Raw genomic sequence first — 23,422 nt, forward strand, 5'->3', positions numbered from 1 at the left:
ATGCGCGATCTCCTGAACGACCTAGAAGCCCAGAAATATCTGTCCGACCCGGACCCGATCCGCCGCGCGCAGAGCCAGATGAAGACGCAGCTGCCAAAGCGCTTCTACAAGGACGTTTCGGTCGCGGCCGTGGAGGAAGGCTTTGCCGTTCACCTTGATGGAAAGCCGGTGCGCACGCCGGGCAAGGCGATACTGGCGCTGCCCACCGAGAAGGCAGCCGGGCTGGTCGCGGAAGAGTTTGCCGCGCAGGCCGAAAAGATCGATCCTTCGACAATGCCCGTCTACCGCCTCGCCAACACGGCGATCGACGGTGTTATGACCGACCTGCAGGCCGTGCGCGATGATATTGCCAAATTCGCTTCGTCCGATCTGCTGTGTTATCGCGCCGACGCGCCGGTCGCTTTGGTCGAGCACCAGGTCCAGGCTTGGGATCCGGTGCTGGACTGGGCCCGCAGCGCGCTTGGCGCGCATCTCGTGCTGGCGCAGGGCGTTATCCATGTCGAGCAGCCGCGCCGGGCCATGGATGCAGTCCGCGAACATCTTGCGCTGCGCCGGGAGCCGTTGCGGCTCGCGGCGATGCACCTGATGACGACGCTCACCGGATCGGCGCTTCTGGCGATTGCGGTCGAAGCAGGCGCGATCGATGCCGAGACCGCCTGGTCGGCCGCCCATGTCGACGAGGACTGGCAGGCCGAACAATGGGGGCAGGATTCCGAAGCGATGGCGCGCCGGGCTTATCGCAAACGCGACATGATGGCCGCCGCGCGGTTGCTGGAAGCGTTTTGAAAATAAGTTACGGCGAGACGCCGAGCGCCCGCAGGACGTTCGGAACGGCCGGCAGCGTGAGCAGCACTACGCCGGCGAGCCAGATCGCTCCCGTGATCGCCGGCTTCGCAACTCCCGCCAGGCGCTCGTAGATTGCTGCCGGAACGCCGGCGATCATCAGCGTCAGGGTCGAGAGGATGAGCGCGCTCGCCATGTAGACGGGCTGCGTCATCATCGGCGCCCAGGTCGGGTACCAGACGGGATAGAGCAGGAATACAGCGAGCACCCAAGGGGAGAAGATGCCGTTGACGATGGCCACCGCCATGATCGGCACGAGCGCGTTGCGGTCCATCATATCAGTTCCCCGCAGTGGCGACCGGCGCAAGGCCGAGATTGAGGAGAAGAACGAGATAGGCGACGCGCAACGCCATCAGCCACAAGACGCCGAACACGAATACGACCGTCATCGACAGCACTTGCGGCGTTATCATCCGGACGAGCTTGGCGACCGGGTCCGTCACCTTCTTGAAGAAGCGCCAGATGTAATTGTCCCAGTCCTCGGCGACGAAGAAGCCGAGCAGCAGCCTTCCGAGCATGGTGTACATGATCGCGGCGAGAACGAAGTTGGGTATGTGGAAATACCAGTAGGTCCAGAAACTGCTCATTCAAGGATCGATCCATGCCCCTCAGGCCGCTTATGACAGCGGCCTTGACGAAATGAAAGCGGGGTCCGTCGCCGGACCCCGCTCTGCTTTTTCAATACCTTCGATCAGGCGGTCTTTTCTTCCATGACCTGCTTGCCGCGCGGAACGCGGATTTCCTCGATCATGTTCTGCATTTCCACGGACGGAGCCTTGGTCAGAAGGCTGACGATGATCATGACGGCGAAGCCGAGCGGAAGGCCAAAGGTGGCGGACGAGATGTTCTTCACACCCCACCACAGTTCCATGTTGGGCGTTGTCTTGTCGAGATCGGCGCCGTATTGCGTCATCACGAGATAGAACAGCGTGATGCCGAAGCCCGCGATCATGCCGGCAACGGCGCCCGTAGCGTTGGCGCGTTTCCACCAGACGCCGAGCACCAACGCCGGGAAGAGACCACCCGCCGCGAGCGAGAACGCCCATGACACCATAGACAGGATGTCGGAAGGCTTCGTCGAAGCGGTGTAGGCCGCAAGCAACGCCACCAGCACGAGCAGGACGCGCGACACAATGAGGCGACGGTGTGTCGGAGCGTTCTGGTCGATCATCTTGTAATAGATGTCGTGGCTGAGCGCGTTGGCGATTGCGAGCAGCAGCCCGTCCGCCGTCGACAGCGCGGCGGCAAGACCGCCGGCGGCGACGAGACCCGAAATGACGTAGGGCATGCCGGCCATTTCAGGCGTGGCGAGCACGATCATGTCGGCGTTCAGGTTGATGTCCGCGAAAGCGAGATTGCCGGTGACGCCTTTTTCAGCGCAGGCGGCTGCAATTGCAGCGACATCGGTTGCCGCCTTGCCGCAGATCTGCACCAGTGTGTTATCCGCCGCCGCCCAGTTCAGCATCCATCCGGCCTTTTCGGCGATGTTGGCCGGGGTCAGACCCGAGGCGACGAGGTCGAGCATGGTCCACTTGGCGAACGCCGCATAGGCCGGCGCCGTGAAGTAGAGCAGGAAGATGAAGAGCAGCGACCACGCAACCGAAACGCGGGCTTCGCGTACCGACGGCGTGGTGAAGTAGCGCATCAGGACGTGCGGCAGGGATGCCGTGCCGACCATCAGGCAGAGGATGAGCAGAAAATAGTTCTTCGCGTCGTAGCCGCCGTGGCTGAACGGCGTCGCATGGCCCGGAACGATGTTCTGAGCGGCTTCGAGTGCTGCAATGCCCTGCAGCGCCTGGCCCTGCATCAGTTGCGGGATCGGAATGCCGGTCTTCACCGTCGACATCCAGATGGCTGGGATGAGGTAGGCGATGATCAGCACGATGTACTGGGCGACCTGTGTCCAGGTGACGGCGCGCATGCCGCCGAGCATCGAACAGACGAGAATGCCGGCGAGGCCGACATAGACCGCGACGTTGAAGTCGATGCCGAGGAAGCGCGACGAGATGATGCCGGTCCCGAAAATCTGCGCCACCACATAAGTGAAGGAGCACGAGAACAGCACGATCACGCCAATGAAACGCGCGAGGTTGCCGCCGTAGCGGGCCGACAGGAAGTCGGGAACCGTGTAGGCGCCGAACTTGCGCAGATAGGGCGCCACCAGGATGGCGACGAGCACGTAGCCGCCGGTCCAGCCGAGCACGAAGGCGAGGCCGTCATAGCCGAGCAGGTAGAGCGAACCCGCCATGCCGATGAAGGAAGCAGCCGACATCCAGTCGGCGCCGGTTGCCATGCCGTTATAGAGAGCCGGGACCCTGCGTCCGGCGACATAGTATTCGCCGACCTGCATGGTGCGGCTCAGAATGCCGATCACCGCGTAGATGACGATGGTGAAACCCATGAACAGGTAGCCTATGACGCGGTTCGGAACGCCGATGCCGCTCAGGATCGCCATGAGCACGATGAAGGCGATGAAGCCGCCGGTATAGATCGTGTAGATGCGGCCGAGGCTGGACGTGAAGTCCGAGCCGGAACCGCTTGCTGTGGTGTTGGCCATTGATCAAATCCCCCCGATCAATCTTCGGCGACGCCATGCTCTTCGTCGATCTCATTCTGTTTCCTGGCAAACCAGAACAGCATGATGACGAAGGCAATGAGCGAACCCTGCGAGGCCATGTAGAAGCCGAGCCGGAAGCCGAAAATTGGTATCACGATGTTGTTGAGCGGAACCACGAACATGTGGACCACGAATCCGAAGAAGAACCAGAGGGCCAACATGACGAACATGAGGCTTTTGGTCTTGTTCCAGTAACTTACGCGGTCTGGCGTCGCCATCGCGTCTTCCCTCCTCCAAAAAGGCCCGGCAATCCTCCTCGACCCACGGACCTGGTTGCCCTGTCGTTCCGAAACCTTCAGCGAAGGTGGAGCGACACATCGGAGGACGGCGTGCGGCGCGCGCGCGAATCCGATGTTGGTGGATTCGTAACATTTGTTGCCATGGGTTGTTCATACAACTTTAGAATCACCGCGACGCGGTCGATGGTCGTTGGCGGTCGGCTTCGAATGGAGCTAAGCTTACACCGCAGATGAATGCGGGGAGAGCGCGGTGGGATTGTTCAACAAGGTCGTTGCCGGTCTATTCGGCACCTCCGAAACGGTGGCGGACCAGCAGGCGCTGGCCGACTTCATGGATTCGCGTGCGGCGTTTCTGTGCCAGAAATGCGTCGTCGAATTCTGCAGGGTGAGGGCCGGGGTCTATTGGCAGAAGCTGTTCAGCGAGGCCGATTTCCAGGAGCAGCTTCGGCAATCGCGCTGGAAGAGCTATCCGCCGGCATTCGCGATGGTTGCCGAAGTGGTGGAAGGCGCGACCAGGCCGCACGCCGGGCAGAGGCAGCGGCGGCTGCCATCTGCGCTAGCGTCGGTGGCAGCCGAGGTTTTTTCGCGTTATCCGGTACCGGACGGCGCGCCGCCGGCCTTCTGGGACGATGCGCTGGTTTTGGTGCAAGAGCGGCTGCAGGCGACGCAGGCAGGGCCGCCGCGGCCGGTCAAGGACATGACCAAGCCGTCGGCACGCATGATCTTCGAGGCTCTGCCGCTCCACAAGGAGATCGTCACGCATGATTTCGACTATATCCGCAACAATCTGCGTATGAACCTCCTGCGCTTCCACGAGGATTTCCTGCAGGCTGCGCGCTTCGACACGCTGGTGCCGTCGTTGCTCGGCGAGGAGTAGCAGGACCGAAGCCCGCAACGAAAACCCCGCTCACGCCGGGGTTCTGGTTCGCAGTGCGGATGCTTACACCGAACGACACATCACTTACCCGACCAGATGCGGCGGCGTCACGACGCGCATCACTGGCCTGAGCTACCGGGTCAATCGCCTAACGCTTGCGGTCCCGTTCGGCTTCCTCGATTGCCGCCTCGTGATACCAGCCGCTGCCGACGGCGACGCTGGCTATGTTTGGCGAGGCTCGGCTCACGACGGAATTCGCCTGGTCGCCACGGGCGTCGGCCTTGATCCGAGCCCGCTTGGGGAAGGTGTAGATCTTCGCCGACTCGTGAGGAAAAGGCGTGCTCATTGTTCTTTCTTCCGTGCTGTATTGGCCATCGGAGATAATGCTCAATACCACGAGCGCAACATATCTGTCCAAAAAAAGAGCAGGCTGACTAGTATTTAGGCAGGAGTCTGTTCTGCCGGTTCTTGGAGCATGTTGCAGCGCACCCGCCAGCCTCGATTTTGAGCGTTTTTTCCAAATGCGCAAGGAAGTGGCATGCTTGTTGCTTAGTTTACGACTGGAATCGGCCTTGGCGGCCGGGATGTCGCGCTCCCTTCCAAGCGCATTGTTACGAGAGGCCGGAATGACGAAATACAAGCTCGAATATATTTGGCTGGACGGGTACACCCCGGTTCCCAATCTTCGGGGAAAGACCCAGATCAAGGAATACTCGGAATTCCCGACGCTCGAGGAGCTCCCCCTGTGGGGCTTCGACGGCAGTTCCACCATGCAGGCGGAAGGCAGGAGCTCGGATTGCGTGCTGAAGCCGGTCGCGGTCTATCCGGATCCGGCGCGCACAAATGGCGTTCTCGTCATGTGCGAGGTCATGATGCCGGACGGCGTCACGCCGCATGTGTCCAACAAGCGGGCGACCATCCTGGATGACGAGGGCGCCTGGTTCGGCTTCGAGCAGGAATACTTCTTCTACAAGAACGGGCGTCCGCTCGGCTTTCCCGAGAGCGGTTATCCCGCGCCGCAGGGCCCGTACTACACCGGCGTTGGCTATTCGAACGTCGGCGACGTCGCCCGCACCATCGTCGAGGAACATCTCGATCTCTGCCTCGCCGCCGGCATCAACCACGAAGGCATCAACGCCGAGGTGGCGAAGGGCCAGTGGGAGTTCCAGATTTTCGGCAAGGGCTCCAAGAAGGCGGCCGACCAGATGTGGATGGCCCGCTACCTGATGCAGCGCCTGACCGAGAAATACGGCATCGACGTTGAATATCATTGCAAGCCGCTCGGCGACACCGACTGGAACGGCTCTGGTATGCACGCCAACTTCTCCACCGCTTTCATGCGCGAAGTCGGCGGCAAGGAGTATTTCGAGGCGCTCATGGCGGCTTTCGACAAGAACCTGATGGATCACATCGCCGTCTACGGCCCGGACAACGACAAGCGCCTGACCGGCAAGCACGAGACTGCCCCGTGGAATAAATTCAGCTACGGCGTCGCCGACCGTGGCGCGTCCATCCGCGTGCCGCACTCCTTCGTGCGCAATGGCTACAGGGGCTATCTCGAGGACCGCCGCCCGAATTCGCAGGGCGACCCCTACCAGATCTCCTCGCAGATTTTGAAGACGATCGCGAGCGTGGAAATCGGAGCGGCGGAGAAGGCTGCGGCCTGATCATTCAAAAGCGATGGGGGCCGCGTGCCTGCATCGCTTTGCTTCAACAAAAAACCCGGCGTTTCCGCCGGGTTTTTTGTCATTCGTGAAGCCTCCGCGTCACACCGAATAATACATGTCGTATTCGACCGGGTGAGGGGTCATTTCGAAGCGCATGACTTCGGCCATCTTCAGCTCGATGTAGCTGTCGATCTGGTCGTCGTCGAATACGCCACCGGCCTTGAGGAAGCCGCGGTCCTTGTCGAGGCTCTGCAGCGCTTCGCGCAACGAGCCGCAGACGGTCGGGATCCTCTTCAGCTCCTTCGGCGGCAGATCATAGAGATCCTTGTCCATCGGCTGGCCGGGATGGATCCTGTTCTTGATGCCGTCGAGGCCGGCCATCAGCATGGCGGCGAAGGCGAGATAGGGGTTCGCGCCCGGATCGGGGAACCGGACCTCGACGCGCTTCGACTTCGGCGACGAGCCGAAGGGAATGCGGCAGGAGGCCGAACGGTTGCGCGCCGAATAGGCGAGCAAAACCGGCGCTTCGTAGCCGGGCACCAGGCGCTTGTAGGAATTGGTCAGCGGGTTGGTGAAGGCGTTGATCGCCTTAGCGTGCTTGATGATGCCGCCGATGTAGTAGAGGCAGGTTTCCGACAGGCCGGCATATTCGTTGCCGGCGAAAGTCGGCTTGCCGTCTTTCCAGATCGACTGGTGGACGTGCATGCCCGAGCCGTTGTCGCCGAACACCGGCTTCGGCATGAAGGTAGCGGTCTTGCCATAGGCGTTGGCCACCTGGTGCACGACGTACTTATAGATCATCATCTTGTCGGCGTTGCGGACCAGCGTGTCGAACTTGATGCCGAGTTCGTGCTGAGCGGCCGCCACTTCGTGGTGATGCTTTTCGACGCGCACGCCCATTTCGGTGAGCACCGTCAGCATTTCCGAACGCATGTCCTGGGCGGAATCGATCGGCGGAACCGGGAAGTAGCCGCCCTTGACGCGCGGGCGGTGGCCCAGATTGCCGGTTTCGTAGTCGGTGTCGTCGTTGGACGGCAGTTCGGTGGAATCGAGCTTGAAGCCTGTGTTGTAGGGATCGGCCTTGTACTTGACGTCGTCGAACACGAAGAATTCGGCTTCCGGGCCGACCATGATGGTGTCGCCGATACCCTCGGCCTTCATGTAGGCTTCCGCCTTCTTGGCCGTGCCGCGCGGATCGCGGTTGTAGGCTTCGCCCGAAACCGGGTCGAGAATGTCGCACAGGATGACCATGGTCGACTGGGCGAAGAACGGGTCCATATGAGCCGTTTCGGCGTCCGGCATCAGGACCATGTCGGATTCGTTGATCGCCTTCCAGCCGGCGATGGACGAGCCGTCGAACATCACGCCGTCGGCGAACATGTCCTCCTCGACCTCGATGATGTCCATGGTTACGTGCTGCAGCTTGCCCTTCGGATCGGTAAAGCGCAGATCGACGAACTTCACGTCGTTGTCCTTGATCTGCTTCAAAATGTCTTTGGCTGTAGTCATGTCATGTTTTCCTGTGTGATGACGTTGAAACGAAAACAGCGAGGATCAAATAGCCTCGATGCCGGTCTCGCCGGTGCGGATGCGCACGACTTCCTCGATGTTCGAGACAAAAATCTTGCCGTCGCCGATGCGGCCGGTTTGCGCTGCCTTGCGGATCGCCTCGATGGCGCCTTCGACGGATTCGTCGCCCAGAACCACTTCTATTTTAACCTTGGGAAGAAAATCGACGACATATTCGGCGCCGCGATAGAGTTCGGTATGGCCCTTCTGGCGGCCAAAACCTTTCGCTTCCGTGACAGTGATGCCTTGCAGCCCTGCTTCCTGCAGCGCCTCCTTCACTTCGTCGAGTTTGAACGGTTTGATGATCGCTTCGATCTTTTTCATGCTTATGAGGCCTCCGCTAGGGCAAAAAACGGGCTGTGGGCCCCGCTTGCGGCTCAAAAAGCACGAACCGTGCCAGTCTCGCCCCGCTGCAACAATCGAGCGCCGAACGGGTGGGATGGGTGAAAGATTGCTTGCGGATGGCGATTGCCGCTGTTCCGTGCGGGCATCCCACCGGCCATCGCGGGTGATGAATTTTGCGGCAGGTCAAAGATTGGGCATAAAGCCTAAAAAAGAGGCACGGTGATCGCCGAACGCAACGCACGGTGGCGTAGCTATTCTGGCGCTGGCGTTCATGTGCTACCCGTTGCCCAAACGGAGGGCCTGCTGGCGATGTCGCACGAGATATTGACGCCGCGTGAAATGGCCGAGGCCGACCGGCTGGCGATTGCCGCCGGTCCGTTCAACGGTATCCAGCTCATGCGCAACGCTGGCGTAGCGGTAGCGACGGCCGTTTTGCAGCGCTACCCCGCCGCCGCCGGCGTCCATGTGCTGTGCGGGCCGGGAAACAATGGCGGCGATGGCTATATCGTGGCTAGGCTTCTCGCCGAAGCCGGAGTGCGGGTTTCCATCTGGGCCGAGGGCGCGCCGAGAAGCGGAAGCGACGCGGCGCTGGCTGCCGCCGAGTGCCCGCTCGAGGCGCAGCCGATTTCCGGCTTCATGCCGGAGCGGGGTGATATCGTCGTCGATGCGCTTTACGGGGCAGGGCTGTCGAAGCCGCTGTCGGCGGATGCTGCCGCCGCAATCGAGAAATGCGGCGACGCGAGAATTCCGGTCGTCGCGGTCGATCTTCCGTCAGGCATTTCGGGCGAAACCGGTCATCCGGTTGGGCATGCGGCTTTCCGGGCCAACGTGACCGTCACGTTCGCTCGCAAGAAGCCGGGACATCTGCTGCTGCCGGGACGCGAGGCCTGCGGCGACATCCTGGTGGCAGATATCGGCATTTCAGACGCGACGGTCGCGGCGGTCGGGCCGAAATGTTTCGAGAACGATCCGGCGTTGTGGCGCGGCTCTTATCCGATACCGGCGGCCGACATCCACAAGTACCGGCGCGGCCATGTCGGCGTCTTTTCGGGCGGGCCATCCGCAACGGGTGCTGCGCGGCTCGCGGCGGTTGCCGCAGCGCGGGCAGGGGCGGGGGCCGTGACGGTCCTGTCGCCCGGCAGTGCGCTGGCGATCAACGCCGCGCAACTGACCTCCATCATCTTGAGGCGTATCGACGACGCCGATGATGCGCGCGCGTTCATCTCCGATCGCAAGCCGTCCGCGCTCGTGCTGGGGCCGGGCTTCGGCGTCGGCGAGCCGTTGCGGGAACTCGCCTTGGCGATCCTCGAAACGGCCGGCGCGGAGGCCTCGCTCGTGCTCGACGCCGACGGTATTACGTCCTTCCACGACGCGCCTGCCTCGCTCTTCATCACAACCGGAGCCAAGGGCGCGGCGGCGCTGGTGCTGACGCCGCATGAGGGCGAGTTCGGCCGCCTTTTCCCGGATATCGCCAGGGATGCTGCGCTCTCGAAGCTCGAAAAAGCTCGGAAAGCGTCGGCGCGCTCGCATGGAGTGGTCATCTACAAAGGTCCGGATACGGTGATCGCATCGCCTGATGGCCGGGCGGCGATCAATGCCAACGGCACGCCTCTGCTGGCGACCGCCGGTTCCGGCGACGTGCTTTCGGGCATCGTCGCTGCCCTTCTGGCGCAATGCATGCCGGCTTTCGAAGCTGCCTGTGCGGCCGTGTGGATGCACGCCGAGGCAGCGCGCCGGTTCGGGCCGGGCCTGATCGCCGAAGACCTGCCGCTTGCGCTTCTTCCCGTCCTCCGCGATCTTGTAGCCGAACGTTCGGGCGGTTCGGGGGAATAGGCATGATGCTGTGGTTGAGGCGGCTTTTCGCGCTCTTCGCGGTTCTTGCGGCAACCGCGGCGCGCGCCGAGGGTCCGGTCCTCATGATCGACGATCCCGCCATTCTCTCCGCACTCGAGCAGCGCGGCTACGGCTTTGCCGGACTGTTCGGCGTCGAGGGCAATGGTGATCTCGAAATGCTCTACCGCGACGCGCCGGCCTACCGAAACATTGTCGACATGATCGGTGCCGATGTCGCGGCGCTGCGGAGCGAGATGAAAGCCGGCGGGCGAACACTGTACGAGGTGACCGACGGCAATGTCGGCCGCATCATGGACATGCGCTGGCTGAAGACGGACGCCGCGCGCTTCCGGCTGGTGGGGATCGTCAACCGCCTCGACCGCCGCGATTTCTCGGCGCTGCGCGGCAGGGCCGATTGCGGGGAGGTACGGCTCGTCTACCGGCTGGCCTACAGTTTTCGGAAGAACGGCAAGGGCAAGCAGCTTTCGTCGCGTATGCCTTTCAATTTCAACGCCGTGCATTCGGTGCTGCCGGACACCGACGGCGGCTGCACCGGCGTGGCGCTGCGCTGGACGCCCGGGATCGACGAGGCAGCCGACGCCGGCTGGCTCGCCGGCGGACCGCTCGATCCTTCGGGATTCGCGTTCCGTCAGCTCGAACTCAATGCGCAGGTGGTGCGCTTTCCATCCGGCCAGGAGACCGAGTTCGGCGGGCAGGCGGCCTATCTGATGCGGATTTTCGGCATAGACGGCGAGACGGTGAGCGAATTGCCGCTGGAAAACACGCCCGACGCAGCGAGACTGGCAAGCGACGCGGAGCTAAAGGCGAAGCTCGCCGGCTATGTCCTTGAAAACGCGGCCGCTATAGATGGCGGCGTCTACCAGATTCCCGACGAGTTCCTGGCCCGCAAGGCGATTTCCTATTCGACCTTCGGCAGCGTGCGCCAGGCCAATCATCCCTTCGCGCCGCTGTTCCAGCCTGAAGAATTTTCGGAGCTCGACTTCTCCGGCATGCGTCTTCTGCGCTCCGCCGAGGCGCTGATCGAGCGGCTGGACAATGGCTCGTGCCAGGGATGTCACCAGGCGGGGTCGACTGCAGGCTTTCATTTCATCGGCCTCGACGACAAATCGACGTCGCCGCTGAACCGCCTGCAGGTCGGCATCTCGCCGCATCTCCACGCCGAGTTTGCGCGGCGCGCCGCGTATATCGGCGCGGTCGCTGAAGATCGAGAGCCCGATCGCTTTCGGCCGCTGTCTTCGGCTCCGCCGGCAGAATGGACGGAAGACGGCGTGGAATACGCTGAGGCAGGGGCGGCCATGCCGTGCATGATGGCCGAGGATGCAGCCCATTTCGGCGAAGGCTGGGGATGTGCGGGCGATACCGTCTGTACGCCCATCGCCACCGCCTCCGGCATGCGCATGAAACTCGCGCAATGCCTGCTGCCGAAGGACAGCGCGGGCATGTTTTCCGGCCATCCCTGCCTGACCGGTGAGATTGCCACCAATGCCGCCCAGCCATTCAACGACCGCTACAGGATAACCGGGCAGTTCGCTGCGTTTGCGCCGGCGATCAACCGCGAGACCTACAACTGCCGGCCGCCGAAGATCGGCGTGCCGGCCGGCATCGCCTATCGCGGCTGCAACGACAACGACCGGACGTTCGCCGGCTTCAAGCCGGGCAAGCCGATGCCTCGCGAGATATGCGGGCTCGCCGGCGGCAAGGCCTTCGACATTTGCGTGGCGACCAACAATTTCGACCAGTGCCTCGGCGGGGCTGTGGTGCGCGGCAATCGGCCAAGTTGCTCGGCCGACAGTTTTTGCCGCGAGGACTATATGTGCCAGGCCTTTCCGCCCGACACGCCGGGCCTTGCCAAGGTGAAGGGCGTCGGCTTCTGCTCGCCCACTTATTTCATTTTCCAGATGCGCATCGACAATCACACCACACCGTGGTGACCTCCCCGGCATACACTTCTCCCTCGCCACGCTGCCTTTCGGCCCTGGCCATTGCGAGAGCCCTTCGACAGGCTCAGGAGTCGGGAAGACGGGCGGGCAGGAAAGCGCCGCACGAATTCGTAAGAAAAGAACAGGCACTCCCATGCCCGCCCGTCCGGTGTCTGTCGCCCCAGTCGACCGGTCACGCGCCCCGCTCCATGTTCTTTCCATGGACAATGACGCGCGGATGATCCGCCTTCCGTTCACGAAGCCTTGACGCTTCGCTCGGAATGCCGGCCCGTCGGACGCCCTCGGAGACGTGGATACCGAACCCACGCCGGGAGGTCACCGCCGTTCTGCCTGACACCCGGTGCGCACCAGGTCCCGTCAGAACGGTGAGGAGATTATGCGCGAGGAGCGGGGATGTGTGGATAAAACGCCGCTCCAGATTTCTTCGAAAATCTTTTATCTTCTTGATCTGCAAGGCATATTTCTTCGATCTGGCTGAAGCGGGGAGACAGTCTATTCACACTCCCGGAGAGGAGGGTCGGCAGTACCGCCGCAGCTTCCCGCTCCGCGATCACATCACGCATTCGCGCCGCCATCGATGGTCAGGGCCGAGCCCGTCACGAACCGGCCCTGCGGCCCCGCCAGCCAGGCAACCAGGCCGGCGACGTCTTCCGGCGCGCCGAATTGCGGGATCGCCATAAGACTGCGCTGCGCATCGGCATATTCGCCGTCGGCCGGGTTCATGTCGGTGTCGGTGGAGCCGGGATGCACGACATTGACGGTGATGCCGCGCGGGCCGAGATCGCGTGCCAGGCCCTTGGTCAGCCCGACCAACGCCGCCTTGCTGGCGGAATAGAGGCTGGTGCCGGGGGCAGGCACGCGTTCGGCGAGATTGCTGCCGATCGAGATGATACGGCCGCCGTCGTGCATCACGGCCGCGGCGGCTTTGGAGGCTATAAAGGGCGCACGGAAATTGACGGCCATGGTCTCGTCCAGGGCTTCGAGCGTCATCGTCTCGATTGGACCGGCGTGGTAGATGCCGGCGCTGTTGACCAGGATGTCGAGACGTCCGAATTCCCTGACGGCAGCCGCGACCGCCGCTTCGACCGCGCCGGCGTCGAGATTGTCTGCCCTGATCGCGAATCCGCGCCGGCCCAATCCTTCGATCTGCTTCACCACGGCGCCGGCCTTGTCCGCGGAACGCGCGTAGGTCAGCGCGACATCCGCCCCGGCGCGCGCCAGCCTGAGCGCAATCGCTGCGCCTATGCCGCGGCTGCCGCCGGTCACCAGCGCCGCCTTGCCCTGAAGTTCGCCGGCATATTTGTCTGAATTGTTGTCGTGCATTTGCTTTCACCATTTATGTAACAGTCGATACACATATTGGTGGCAGGATTGCGGTGCGTCGTCAAGCGATTTATGTAACGGTCATGACAGAAAACATTTCGGCGAGTTCGAAAGGCCGGCCGCGCGGCTTCGACCGCGCTGAGGCGTTGCGGCATGCAATGCGGCTGTTCTGGGCGAAGGGTTATGACGGCGCCTCCTTGGCCGACCTGACGGCGGTGATGGGCATCAATCCGCCCAGCCTTTATGCCGCCTTCGGCAGCAAGGAAGCGCTGTTTCGCGAGGCTACTGATCTCTATAGCGAGACCGAGGAGTCGGCATTTGGCGCAGCCTGCACCAGTCGGCGACGGCGAGGCAGGCAGTGGAGGGCTTTCTGCGTGAGTCCGCGGCCGCCTTTTCACGGGCCGGCGATCCGCCGGGCTGCCTGATCGTGCTCGGTGCGCTCAACGCCAACGGCAACAACGCCGCCATCTGCGAGGATCTGCGGCAAAGGCGGGAGGCGAATGTCGTCGAACTCAGAACCCGGCTGGAAGCCGCGGTGCGGGAAGGGGAGTTGCCGGCGGGTATCGATTGCGAGGCGATCGCGGTGTTCTACGTGACGGTCCAGCAGGGCATGTCGATCCAGGCGCGCGACGGCGCTTCGCACGACAGGCTGCTTGCGGCGGCTGACGGCGCCATGGCCGCCTGGGACGCGCTGACGGCGGGGCAGCCGGACAGGAACGATGCATAGGGCGGATACGAGCCGCCGCTCTAAACGTCAGTCGCTCACCCGCTGCATCAGCGCAATCGCCCCGTGCGGTGCGCGGACCTTGCCGGACGTGATGAAATAGATGAACACGTCGCGCGGCTTGACCGGAGCCGCGCTCGCCGGATCGGCGCGCGGCAGATCGTCCGGCGCTCCGCCTTCGGCCCATATTTTTGCACGCGCCGCCCAGGCGTCGAGCGCGCTCGGCTTGTAACAGGTCTCGACCTCGTCCTCGCCTGTCTGCAGCCGGGCATAGACGAAATCGCCGGTGACGTCGGCGATAGCCGGATATTTCTCGTGGTCGGCATAGACCACCGTGACGTTGTGCTCGCGCAGCAAGGCGACGAATTCCGGCACGACGAAGGATGGGTTGCGGACCTCCACCGCGTGGCGCAGCGCGACCCCATCCTGCTTTTCCGGCAACAGCTTCAGGAACGCTCCGAAATCGTCGGCGTCGAATTTCTTGGTCGGCGCGAACTGCCAGAGGATCGGGCCGAGCTTGTCGCCGAGCTCGGAAACCCCCGAGCCGAGGAAGCGCTCGACGGATTCCCCGGCTTCCGCCAGCACCCTGCGGTTGGTCGCGAAGCGGATGGCTTTCAGCGAAAAAACAAAACCTTCCGGCGCTTCGCTCGCCCATTTGGCGAAAGTGGCGGGCTTGAATGTCGAATAATAGGTGCCGTTGACCTCGATGGTCGGCACTTGGCGGCTGGCAAACTGGAGTTGCTTCGCCTTCGACAGTTTCTCGGGGTAGAAGGAGATGTCCCAAGGCTCGAAGGTCCAGCCGCCCATGCCGGCGCGGATTTTTCCAGAATCGGTCATATGCTAAACTCTCAGTTGCATCTGTCGGAGGCTGGCGTTGTGCGTGAATCTAACAGAAACTCGAAAACGAATGAACGAACTGATCGACCGTGTGCTGGCCGGCGAAGAAGTGATCATCATGCGCGGTAAAACGCCGATTGCAAGAATGAAGCCGCTGACTGCTGAAGAAACCGAACGCAGCAAGAATGAGCTTCCACGCCTTGCTGCCGCGCGAAAATTTGCGCGAAGGGACGCATAGTACTCGCGCCAATGCGCGACGCACTTGCTAACGTTTTCTCTGCGGTTGAGGTCCAGTGACGGTCGTTCAGACTGGATCGCACGATTTTTATTGCGGAATATCGCGGTGGTTGGGCGGCACCGCAAAGCTCTTTTCCTCGCGCACCGACGAAACGCCCTCCATCTGCTGCACCCGCTGGATCACCGCATCGTCGGAGGCGGCGCCGACGATGGTTCTCATGCCGCGCAGGACGCGTTCGACGCGGACACCGCAGGCTTCGACCGCGGCCGTCACGGAATCCAGCCCGTGCTGTTTGTCGACGAGCACCATCACGTTCTTCGTCATTTTCGCGTCCTCTCGCGGGTCGCCGCGTATCCCATCATATAGGTTGGGCGGCCTGCAAGTCCATCGACGCCGCATTTCACGGCGCGATCGCCAGGCCCGAACCGACGTCGCGGGCAGGGTGGCCAATATTGCGCGCCCCGCGCTCCAGCGCCGTCCACAGCGCCTTGCCGCGAAGGGTCTTGTCCGACTGCGCCAGCAAGGCGGCGATGCCGGCGACGTGCGGCGTCGCCATCGACGTGCCGGAGAACCGGTCGTATTTGCGCGGCACCGGCACGGATGAGAGCACGTCCACCCCCGGTCCGGCGACGTTCACCTCGCCGCCAGCCGGATTGACGCCGCCGCAGGAGAAATTCGCCACCTTCATCTTCGCGTCGACGGCCGCTACCGCCATGATCGAGGCGGCGTTGGCCGGCGAGGTGACGGGCCTGATGGAGTTGTACTGCCGCCAGCTTTCATTGCCGGCCGCCGCGATGATCAGCGAGCCGTTATCGAGCGCGTATTCGCCGGCGCGCTCATAGAACGGGTCCGGCGGCTCGCCCGGCTGGACGGCGCGGCCGAGCGATAGGGAAATGATCTCGCACTTGCTCTCGACAGCCCATTCGATGCCGGCGAGTATCCAGCGCTCGGTGCCGGAACCGGCATTGTTCAGGACCTTGCCGGCATGGATCTCCGCTTCGTAGGCTACGCCGTAGCGGACCTGTTCGGCCGGCGCCAGCGGCCCGCAGGCGGTGCCGATGCAGTGGGTGCCATGGCCCTGGACATCCTGCACGTCCTCGCCCGGCACGAAGCTCGCGGAAACAATGCTGCGCCCGACGAAATCCGGATGGACGAGGTCGAGGCCGGTATCCAGCACCGCGAGTTTGATGCCTGCGCCGGAAAAGGTCGAGCGGTCGACGCCCGTGGCGGTGAGGCCCCAGGTGGCCGAAATCTGCTCGGCGACCGGGATGAACGACGGCGCGGCGATGCCGCCCGGCGGCAGGAGCGCGCGCAGGGCAGGGTCCGCCAGCAGCGAGAGGCCGTCGCGCACCCAGGCGGCGTAGCGCTCGTCCCACCCGGCCAGCACATGCATCCAGAATTCCGGCCGCACCTCGACGACCTCCTTGCGGGCGCGAAGCATGGTTGCGGCGACCGATATGCCGTCGCCCTCGGGCGCCTTGATCACGACAATGCCGAGGCGATCGAGGCTGAGTGCGCCGGCCTCGGCGAAAGCTTCCGCGACATCAGGCCCGGCGGCGCGGAAATCGCGGGAATGCACCACCTTGGCGCCGACGGCGTTGGAGATCAGCCTCTCGATTTCCTTCGGCTTCCGGTTAGGCTGGAACATCACCAGCATATTGCCGGTAGGCTGGGGCGGCGGCGACGCTGCGATATTGTTCATTCGGTCCCTCCGGCCTGCGATCTCCGGCGAGTATGCAGGCGAAAATGCACAATTAAAACGCGCAATTTGGATGACGCAGGGTGGCACCCGCGCCGGCCGCTTATTCCGCCGCCTCAGCCGCCCGCGATTTCGGACGACGCGCCAATAGTTCCTTGAGGAAATGCCCGGTATAGGAGCGCGGCTCTTCGGCAATGTCTTCGGGCCGGCCGGACGCCACGAGTTCGCCGCCGCCATCGCCGCCTTCGGGGCCGAGGTCGAGCACCCAGTCGGCGGTCTTGATCACCTCCAGATTGTGCTCGATGACGACCACCGTGTTGCCCTGGTCGACCAGTTCGTGCAGCACTTCGAGAAGTTTCGCCACGTCGTGGAAATGCAAGCCTGTCGTCGGCTCGTCGAGAATGTAGAGCGTCTTGCCGGTCGCCTTGCGCGACAGTTCCTTGGCGAGCTTTATGCGCTGCGCCTCGCCGCCTGACAGCGTGTTGGCCTGCTGGCCGACATGGATGTAGCCGAGGCCGACCTTGGCCAGCGTCTGCAACTTGTCGCGCACCGAAGGTACGGCTGCGAAGAACTCGGCGCCTTCCTCGACCGTCATGTCGAGCACGTCGGCGATCGACTTGCCCTTGAAGGTGACGTCGAGCGTCTCGCGGTTGTAGCGCTTGCCGTGGCAGACGTCGCAGGTGACGAAGACGTCGGGCAGAAAATGCATCTCGATCTTGATCAGGCCGTCGCCCTGGCAGGCCTCGCAACGCCCGCCCTTGACGTTGAAGGAGAAGCGGCCCGGCTGGTAGCCGCGCGCCTTGGATTCGGGAAGACCGGCGAACCAGTCGCGTATCGGCGTGAAGGCGCCGGTATAAGTCGCAGGGTTCGAACGCGGGGTGCGGCCGATCGGCGACTGGTCGATGTCGATGACCTTGTCGAGGAATTCCAGGCCTTCGATGCGGTCGTGATCTGCCGGGTGCTCGCGCGAGCCCATGATGCGACGCGACGCGGCCTTGAACAGCGTCTCGATCAAAAAGGTCGACTTGCCGCCGCCCGAAACGCCGGTGACGGCCGTAAAAGTGCCGAGCGGGATTTCGGCCGTGACGTTCTTCAGATTGTTGCCGCGCGCACCGACGATTTTTATGCGCCTCGTCTTCTTCAGCTCGCGCCGCGTGGGCGGGGTCGGGATTTCGAGCGCGCCGGTCAGGTATTTGCCGGTGATCGAGTTCGGGTTGGCCATCACATCGGCCGGCGTGCCTTCGGCGATGATCTCGCCGCCATGGATGCCGGCGGCGGGCCCGATATCGACGACGTAGTCGGCAGTCAGGATCGCGTCCTCGTCGTGCTCGACGACGATGACGGTGTTGCCAAGGTCACGCAGGTGCTTCAGCGTGTCGAGCAGGCGGGCATTATCGCGTTGATGCAGCCCGATTGAGGGTTCGTCGAGCACGTAGAGCACGCCGGTCAGCCCCGAGCCGATCTGCGAGGCCAAGCGAATACGCTGGCTTTCGCCGCCCGACAGCGAGCCGGAATTGCGCGACATGGTCAGATAGTCGAGGCCGACATCGTTAAGGAAGCGCAGGCGCTCGCGGATTTCCTTGAGCACGCGCACCGCGATCTCATTCTGCTTGGCGTTGAGCGCGGCGGGCAGTTCCGCGAACCAGGAATTTGCCTTGCGGATCGACATCTCGGAGACCTGGCCGATGTGCAGGCCGGCGATCTTCACCGCCAGCGTCTCGGGCTTCAGGCGATAGCCGTTGCAGGCCGGGCAGGGACTGGCCGACATGAAGCGCTCGATCTCCTCGCGCATCCAGGCCGACTCGGTTTCCTTCCAGCGGCGCTCGAGATTAGGGATGACGCCTTCGAAGGTTTTCGTCGTCTTGTAGGAGCGCAGGCCGTCGTCATAGTTGAAAGTGATCTGGCGCTCGCCGGTGCCGTTCAGCACCGCGTCCTTTGCCTCGTCGGTCAGATCTCTGAACTTGTCGCCAAGCTTGAAGCCGTAGACCTTGCCCAGCGCGTCCAGCGTCTGCGAATAATAGGGCGAGGTGGATTTCGCCCACGGGCTGACCGCACCGTCGCGCAACGTCAGATTTTCGTCGGGAACGACCAGGCTGGCGTCTATGGCGCGCTGGCTGCCTAGGCCGTCGCAAGCCGGGCAGGCGCCGAACGGATTGTTGAACGAAAACAGCCGGGGCTCGATCTCGGGGATGGTGAAGCCGGAAACCGGGCAGGCGAATTTTTCCGAGAACATGATCCGCTCATGCGTGTCGTTCTTCGACTTGTTGGCCGAGTCCTCGGAAGTCTCGCTGGCCGGCAGCGGCTTGTCGGCGAATTCGGCAACGCATAGCCCTTCGGCCAGCTTAAGCGCGGTCTCGACGGAATCGGCGAGCCGCGAGGCGAGGTCGCCGCGCACCACGATGCGATCGACCACCACGTCGATGTCGTGCTTGTATTTCTTGTCAAGCGTCGGCGCGTCGGCGATCTCGTAGAACTGGCCGTCGATCTTGACGCGCTGAAAACCCTTCTTCTGCAGTTCGGCGAGTTCCTTGCGATACTCGCCTTTGCGGCCGCGCACGATCGGCGCCATGATATAAAGCCGCGTGCCTTCCTCGATTGCCAGGACGCGGTCGACGATCTGGCTGACCGTCTGGCTCTCGATCGGCAGGCCGGTGGCCGGCGAATAGGGAACGCCCACGCGCGCGAAAAGCAGGCGCATGTAGTCGTATATTTCGGTTACGGTGCCGACGGTCGAGCGCGGATTGCGCGACGTGGTCTTCTGCTCGATCGAGATGGCCGGCGACAGGCCGTCGATCTGGTCGACGTCCGGCTTCTGCATCATTTCGAGGAACTGGCGCGCATAAGCCGAGAGGCTCTCGACATAGCGGCGCTGGCCCTCGGCGTAGATGGTGTCGAAGGCGAGCGAAGACTTGCCCGAGCCCGACAGGCCGGTCATCACGATCAGCGAGTCGCGCGGCAGGTCGAGATCGATATTCTTCAAATTGTGTTCGCGCGCGCCGCGAATGGAAAGATATTTGTGATCGGCCATGCCGGTCCGCCGCCTCAATCAAATGTTTCGGAGTGGCTGGTTGTCCGGCCATCCCGTCATGTAGGTATTCTTGCCGCTCAGTCGAGGGCAGCCAACTCCCTCGTGTCAGGAGGGTTTAGCCGCCTTTGCAGGGGCGGGGCAAGCGAAAAGAACAAACGGGAAACAGGCTCCTGACAAAGTCGCAGCGGAGGCATGCCGGACCCTGCGATCACATTTTTCGTAACCGGCTACTGGGTGGTTGACGCAACGGAATGAGCGGTGCACGATACGTCCGTCAGCTGGAGCCGAGCGTCTCACAGGATGTTCTTCGCTGGCATTCGGCCCGTCTGCGAGACGCCGCAGACAAGCGGATAAGTGCGCCGGCAGGCACAGGATCAACGGACACAGGAGTGAGGCATGACTCCACCGGACAGTTCCGAAAGGCTCCACTAAGGTGTGGAGCCGCAGCAGGCAAAAGTGCCTGAGTTCGCTCGGCAGACTTTGACCCGCTGATCCCTTTACAATCAGAGACTACGAGTCGGATCGTCGGCTGAATGCCGCGTTGCATCCGAATTAAAAACTGGTCGAGGACGACCGGTAAAAGGGCTAAGACCCAAACAAAGCCCTGCGCGCTTCTGGCGAAGCGGCAGGGCTAATTTTTGCCCGCTGGCCGCTGATAAGCGCCCAAACAGGCTGTGCGGCGGGAGCGAACGGTGATGACCTTATCGTCCGGTGCGCGGCACGAACGTCCCGATGTCGATGGTGACGTTGCCGGATATCTTCACGTCCCAGTCGCCCATGCGCACGAAGCCGTTTTCGTCCGTCAGCGGCGCTTCCAGGAGCGGCTCGCCCTGAGGCCTGATGCCGGTCTGGTCGGACGCCTTGCCGTCGACACCGGGGAGGTCAGCCGTCGACGAAGCGCCGTCTCCTGCGCGGAGGGCCGGGGCGGAGACCGAAAGAGCCACGGACACGAGTATGGCGGAGGCGACGGGCTTTTGCAGGTTTCCGATCATGTCGCGCATGATAGCCGCGCGGCCGGAAAATGCCACACCGACAGACCTGCAGCATTCGCGGCGCGAAACAGCCTGGTTTGCTTTGCCCGAGTGGCTCTTGCGCACGGCATTTCTGCATGCTAGGAACAAAAAGCGAACAAACTATTTGTGGACAGCAGGCCCTTTTTGGCTGCGCGCGGCGCATGTCGGGGCAGCGATCGGCTAGAGTGCGGCCTGTTGTTGGTTTCGGATGAGCGCGGAGCGGTGTCATGGCGGGTAGCGTCAATAAAGTCATTCTGGTTGGTAATCTTGGCGCGGACCCGGAAATCCGGCGGCTGAATTCGGGCGATCCGGTCGTCAACATCCGTGTCGCGACGTCGGAAAGCTGGCGCGACAAGAATTCCGGCGAGCGCAAGGAAAAGACCGAGTGGCATAATGTCGTGATCTTCAACGACAATCTGGCCAAGGTCGCCGAGCAGTATCTGAAGAAGGGCATGAAGGTTTATGTCGAGGGTCAGCTGCAGACCCGCAAATGGCAGGACCAGAGTGGTCAGGACCGCTACACGACGGAAATCGTGCTGCAGAAATTCCGCGGCGAATTGCAGATGCTCGACGCGCGCGGCGGCGAGGGCGGCCAGGTCGGCTATGGCGGCGGCCAGGAGCGCAGCGGCGGGTCCGATTTCGGCCAGTCGGGGCCGACCGACGTTTCTCGCGGCGGCGGCAGCCGGGGCGGCGGATCGTCTCGCGACCTCGACGACGAGATTCCTTTCTGAGGATTTTGATGGGCCGGCCGTTCTTCGATGAATGGCGGCCCATCCAATGCAGCCCTCGCCGAATTGACGAGGCGCGGGCGCCCGGGGAAATTCAGTCGGGCAGCCCCGCCTTCCGCAACGCGTCGGCGAGCGCATCCATCAATTGCGGGCGCACAAGGTCCATCCGCACGAAACCGCTGATGGTCCATCCGGGAGCGATCTCCAAAAGCCGCATGGCCGCGATGCGTGCGGCATCGAGACGCCCGAGATTGGCATGGCTGGCCACCAGGCTGGCGTGGAGTACGCTGAAACCGGGATTGGCTTGGATCGCCAGTGTCGAGTAGCCGGCGGCTTCTTCGAACCGACCGGTGAACAGGCAAACCCAGGCCAGCGCCAGATAGGGGTGGTAGTTCAACGGATCGAACGGGCTAAGCCGCAACGCCTTCAGGGCGTCGTCGGTTGATCGTTCATAGCGTTCGCAGAACATGTGCACGAGGGCGCTAAAGCCGAAGGCTAGCGCTGAATTGGGGTTCATTTTCAGCGCTCGGTCGAGCGCGCCGATGGCGTTTTCGTAGTCGTGACTGATATTCGCGTAGACGAATGCTCCGATGCACAGTGCCTGCGGATCGTCGGCGCCGATGCTCAGCGCGAGGCCGGCGTGTCTCAGCGCGGCCGCCCTGTCGTCCGGATGGAAACCGCCGCGGAGAAAGCGCTGCTCGTAACTCCACGCCAAATACCCGTGCGCGACCGCGTAGTTCGGGTCGAGCAGCAAGGTCTCGTTGAGCAGGCGTAGCGCTTCGTCCGTATTGGCCGGCGTGTTTGCGTAGGCGTGCGGCAGAGCCCGAAGATAGAGATCGTAGGCGTCCAGGCTGTCGGGACGCTTACGCCGAGCCCGCTCTATCTCGGCGCGCCGGATCGATGGTTCGATCGCTCCGACGATGCTCTCCGTCAGCCGATCCTGCAGATCGAAAATGTCTTCGATCGCGCCCTCGAACTTGTCGGCCCAGACATGGGTTGCGTCCGTTCCCTCGACGAGCTGGCCGGTGATGCGAAGTCGGTTCGCGGCCTTGCGGACACTTCCTTCCAATACGTAGCGAACCCCCAGTTCCTTCGCGACCTGACGGATGTCCGCCGCTTTTCCCTTGTAGGCGAAGGTCGAATTGCGGGCGATCACGAAAATGCCGGGCATCTTGGACAGGCTGGTGATCAGATCTTCAACCAGCCCGTCGGCGAAGTATTCCTGCTCCGGGTCGCCGCTCATATTGGTGAAGGCCAGCACCGCGACCGAGGGCTTGCTGGGCAGGGCAAGCGGCTTGGCCAGCATCGGCGGGGCCGAACCGCCAATGATGACACGATAGGCGCGCACCGGCTCGGCGATGTTCTTGACCTGCTGCTCACCCATCGATTCGAATGTGAAAGCCAGCTTCTTCTCGACTTCGCGCGCGACCTTGCCGGAGATGCAGATGCCGCCGGGTTCGGCGAGTTGCTCGAGCCGCGCGGCGACATTGACGCCTTCGCCGTAGCAGTCCTCGCCGTCGATGATCACCTCGCCGAGATTGACGCCGATCCGAACCTCTATGCGCTCGTTTTCCGCGACATTGGCGTTGCGCTCCGCCAATCCGCGCTGAAGCGACACGGCGCATTCCACCGCATTCACGACGCTGCCGAATTCGGCGAGCAACCCGTCGCCCATGAGCTTGAAGATGCGGCCGTGGCGCTTTTGGATTTCGGGTTCGAACAGTTCCTTGCGACCGGCTTGCAGGCGGTCAAACGTTCCCGCCTCGTCGCGCTCCATGAGAGCCGAGTAGCCAACGACGTCGGCAGCGAGAATCGCTGCGAGCTTCCGCTCCATGCAAGCCCCCTCAGGGCAGGATCGATCGATCATAGAGCACGGCAGGT

At 62.9% G+C, this 23,422-nt stretch carries 24 protein-coding genes; 9 read left to right on the top strand and 15 right to left on the bottom strand.

The annotated features are described in order from the left end of the window. The gene (locus tag ACG873_RS09670; RefSeq protein ID WP_394893426.1) at nt 1–786 is read left to right on the top strand and encodes an ATP12 family chaperone protein; all 786 of its coding nucleotides are present in this window, start codon (nt 1–3) and stop codon (nt 784–786) included. Between the two features lie 7 nt (nt 787–793). On the opposite strand, the gene ACG873_RS09675 is transcribed toward ACG873_RS09670, so the two are convergent. The 4 genes from ACG873_RS09675 to ACG873_RS09690 form a co-directional block, all read right to left on the bottom strand. Beyond that, the gene (locus ACG873_RS09675; protein WP_394891513.1) at nt 794–1,120 is read right to left on the bottom strand and encodes a hypothetical protein; all 327 of its coding nucleotides are present in this window, start codon (nt 1,118–1,120) and stop codon (nt 794–796) included. 1 nt (nt 1,121) lies between these two features. After that, nucleotides 1,122–1,430 carry a YggT family protein gene (locus ACG873_RS09680; RefSeq protein WP_394891514.1) on the bottom strand — a complete coding sequence of 103 codons (309 nt, stop codon included), beginning with the start codon at nt 1,428–1,430 and terminating at the stop codon, nt 1,122–1,124. 104 nt (nt 1,431–1,534) lie between these two features. Next, a complete protein-coding gene (locus ACG873_RS09685; RefSeq protein ID WP_394891515.1) occupies nt 1,535–3,400 on the bottom strand; it encodes a sodium:solute symporter family protein in 1,866 nt (621 codons plus the stop codon). Between the two features lie 17 nt (nt 3,401–3,417). Continuing rightward, complete coding sequence (locus tag ACG873_RS09690; protein ID WP_394891516.1) at nt 3,418–3,678, bottom strand: DUF4212 domain-containing protein; 261 nt, start codon at nt 3,676–3,678, stop codon at nt 3,418–3,420. Between the two features lie 271 nt (nt 3,679–3,949). Here ACG873_RS09690 and ACG873_RS09695 point away from each other — a divergent pair, with 271 nt between their 5' ends. Then, nucleotides 3,950–4,576, top strand: a complete 627-nt coding sequence (locus tag ACG873_RS09695) for a hypothetical protein (protein ID WP_394891517.1) — start codon at nt 3,950–3,952, stop codon at nt 4,574–4,576. A gap of 148 nt (nt 4,577–4,724) precedes the next feature. On the opposite strand, the gene ACG873_RS09700 is transcribed toward ACG873_RS09695, so the two are convergent. Beyond that, nucleotides 4,725–4,922, bottom strand: coding sequence for a DUF2735 domain-containing protein (locus ACG873_RS09700; RefSeq protein ID WP_394891518.1), 198 nt, complete (start codon nt 4,920–4,922; stop codon nt 4,725–4,727). Between the two features lie 280 nt (nt 4,923–5,202). Here ACG873_RS09700 and ACG873_RS09705 point away from each other — a divergent pair, with 280 nt between their 5' ends. Next, nucleotides 5,203–6,243 carry a glutamine synthetase beta-grasp domain-containing protein gene (locus ACG873_RS09705; RefSeq protein ID WP_394891519.1) on the top strand — a complete coding sequence of 347 codons (1,041 nt, stop codon included), beginning with the start codon at nt 5,203–5,205 and terminating at the stop codon, nt 6,241–6,243. 99 nt (nt 6,244–6,342) lie between these two features. Here the strand turns inward: ACG873_RS09705 and glnA are convergent, their stop codons facing one another. Together glnA and ACG873_RS09715 are read right to left on the bottom strand one after the other, a co-directional pair. Next, entirely contained in the window at nt 6,343–7,752 is a 1,410-nt protein-coding gene (gene glnA / locus ACG873_RS09710; protein WP_394891520.1) for a type I glutamate--ammonia ligase, read from the bottom strand. A gap of 45 nt (nt 7,753–7,797) precedes the next feature. Beyond that, on the bottom strand, nt 7,798–8,136 hold the full coding sequence (locus ACG873_RS09715) for a P-II family nitrogen regulator (protein WP_394891521.1): 339 nt from the start codon (nt 8,134–8,136) through the stop codon (nt 7,798–7,800). A 330-nt stretch (nt 8,137–8,466) separates the two neighbouring features. On the opposite strand from ACG873_RS09715, the gene ACG873_RS09720 reads away from it, so the two are divergent. Together ACG873_RS09720 and ACG873_RS09725 are read left to right on the top strand one after the other, a co-directional pair. Further along, nucleotides 8,467–9,990 carry an NAD(P)H-hydrate dehydratase gene (locus ACG873_RS09720; protein WP_394891522.1) on the top strand — a complete coding sequence of 508 codons (1,524 nt, stop codon included), beginning with the start codon at nt 8,467–8,469 and terminating at the stop codon, nt 9,988–9,990. 2 nt (nt 9,991–9,992) lie between these two features. Continuing rightward, entirely contained in the window at nt 9,993–11,942 is a 1,950-nt protein-coding gene (locus ACG873_RS09725; protein ID WP_394891523.1) for a hypothetical protein, read from the top strand. A gap of 181 nt (nt 11,943–12,123) precedes the next feature. Here the strand turns inward: ACG873_RS09725 and ACG873_RS09730 are convergent, their stop codons facing one another. Further along, nucleotides 12,124–12,405, bottom strand: coding sequence for a hypothetical protein (locus ACG873_RS09730; protein WP_394891524.1), 282 nt, complete (start codon nt 12,403–12,405; stop codon nt 12,124–12,126). A gap of 101 nt (nt 12,406–12,506) precedes the next feature. Beyond that, nucleotides 12,507–13,274 carry an SDR family NAD(P)-dependent oxidoreductase gene (locus tag ACG873_RS09735; RefSeq protein ID WP_394891525.1) on the bottom strand — a complete coding sequence of 256 codons (768 nt, stop codon included), beginning with the start codon at nt 13,272–13,274 and terminating at the stop codon, nt 12,507–12,509. Between the two features lie 83 nt (nt 13,275–13,357). Here ACG873_RS09735 and ACG873_RS09740 point away from each other — a divergent pair, with 83 nt between their 5' ends. After that, nucleotides 13,358–13,699 carry a TetR/AcrR family transcriptional regulator gene (locus ACG873_RS09740; protein WP_394891526.1) on the top strand — a complete coding sequence of 114 codons (342 nt, stop codon included), beginning with the start codon at nt 13,358–13,360 and terminating at the stop codon, nt 13,697–13,699. Beyond that, nucleotides 13,633–14,001 carry a TetR family transcriptional regulator C-terminal domain-containing protein gene (locus tag ACG873_RS09745; RefSeq protein ID WP_394891527.1) on the top strand — a complete coding sequence of 123 codons (369 nt, stop codon included), beginning with the start codon at nt 13,633–13,635 and terminating at the stop codon, nt 13,999–14,001. Before ACG873_RS09740 ends, ACG873_RS09745 begins: the two co-directional genes overlap by 67 nt. Nucleotides 14,002–14,028: 27 nt before the next feature. On the opposite strand, the gene ACG873_RS09750 is transcribed toward ACG873_RS09745, so the two are convergent. Further along, nucleotides 14,029–14,835 (bottom strand): DUF72 domain-containing protein, encoded by an 807-nt coding sequence (locus ACG873_RS09750; RefSeq protein ID WP_394891528.1) that lies wholly within the window; start codon nt 14,833–14,835, stop codon nt 14,029–14,031. 70 nt (nt 14,836–14,905) lie between these two features. On the opposite strand from ACG873_RS09750, the gene ACG873_RS09755 reads away from it, so the two are divergent. Beyond that, a complete protein-coding gene (locus ACG873_RS09755) occupies nt 14,906–15,073 on the top strand; it encodes a type II toxin-antitoxin system Phd/YefM family antitoxin (RefSeq protein ID WP_394891529.1) in 168 nt (55 codons plus the stop codon). An 87-nt stretch (nt 15,074–15,160) separates the two neighbouring features. Here ACG873_RS09755 and ACG873_RS09760 read toward each other — a convergent pair whose 3' ends face one another. The 4 genes from ACG873_RS09760 to ACG873_RS09775 all read right to left on the bottom strand — a co-directional run bounded on the left by ACG873_RS09760 (nt 15,161) and on the right by ACG873_RS09775 (nt 20,801). Continuing rightward, nucleotides 15,161–15,397, bottom strand: a complete 237-nt coding sequence (locus tag ACG873_RS09760; RefSeq protein ID WP_394891530.1) for a hypothetical protein — start codon at nt 15,395–15,397, stop codon at nt 15,161–15,163. A 76-nt stretch (nt 15,398–15,473) separates the two neighbouring features. Then, nucleotides 15,474–16,775, bottom strand: a complete 1,302-nt coding sequence (locus ACG873_RS09765) for a S8 family serine peptidase (protein WP_394891531.1) — start codon at nt 16,773–16,775, stop codon at nt 15,474–15,476. A 100-nt stretch (nt 16,776–16,875) separates the two neighbouring features. Further along, nucleotides 16,876–19,800: an excinuclease ABC subunit UvrA gene (uvrA, locus tag ACG873_RS09770; protein WP_394891532.1), complete on the bottom strand. Its 2,925-nt coding sequence runs from the start codon at nt 19,798–19,800 to the stop codon at nt 16,876–16,878. A 701-nt stretch (nt 19,801–20,501) separates the two neighbouring features. Next, on the bottom strand, nt 20,502–20,801 hold the full coding sequence (locus tag ACG873_RS09775; protein ID WP_394891533.1) for a hypothetical protein: 300 nt from the start codon (nt 20,799–20,801) through the stop codon (nt 20,502–20,504). A gap of 239 nt (nt 20,802–21,040) precedes the next feature. On the opposite strand from ACG873_RS09775, the gene ACG873_RS09780 reads away from it, so the two are divergent. Then, nucleotides 21,041–21,544 (top strand): single-stranded DNA-binding protein, encoded by a 504-nt coding sequence (locus ACG873_RS09780; RefSeq protein WP_394891534.1) that lies wholly within the window; start codon nt 21,041–21,043, stop codon nt 21,542–21,544. Between the two features lie 91 nt (nt 21,545–21,635). Here the strand turns inward: ACG873_RS09780 and ACG873_RS09785 are convergent, their stop codons facing one another. Beyond that, nucleotides 21,636–23,375, bottom strand: coding sequence for an adenylate/guanylate cyclase domain-containing protein (locus tag ACG873_RS09785; RefSeq protein WP_394891535.1), 1,740 nt, complete (start codon nt 23,373–23,375; stop codon nt 21,636–21,638). Nucleotides 23,376–23,422 lie beyond the last annotated feature (47 nt).

This window comes from Allomesorhizobium aridi (assembly GCF_043769475.1).
GTDB lineage: Bacteria > Pseudomonadota > Alphaproteobacteria > Rhizobiales > Rhizobiaceae > Allomesorhizobium.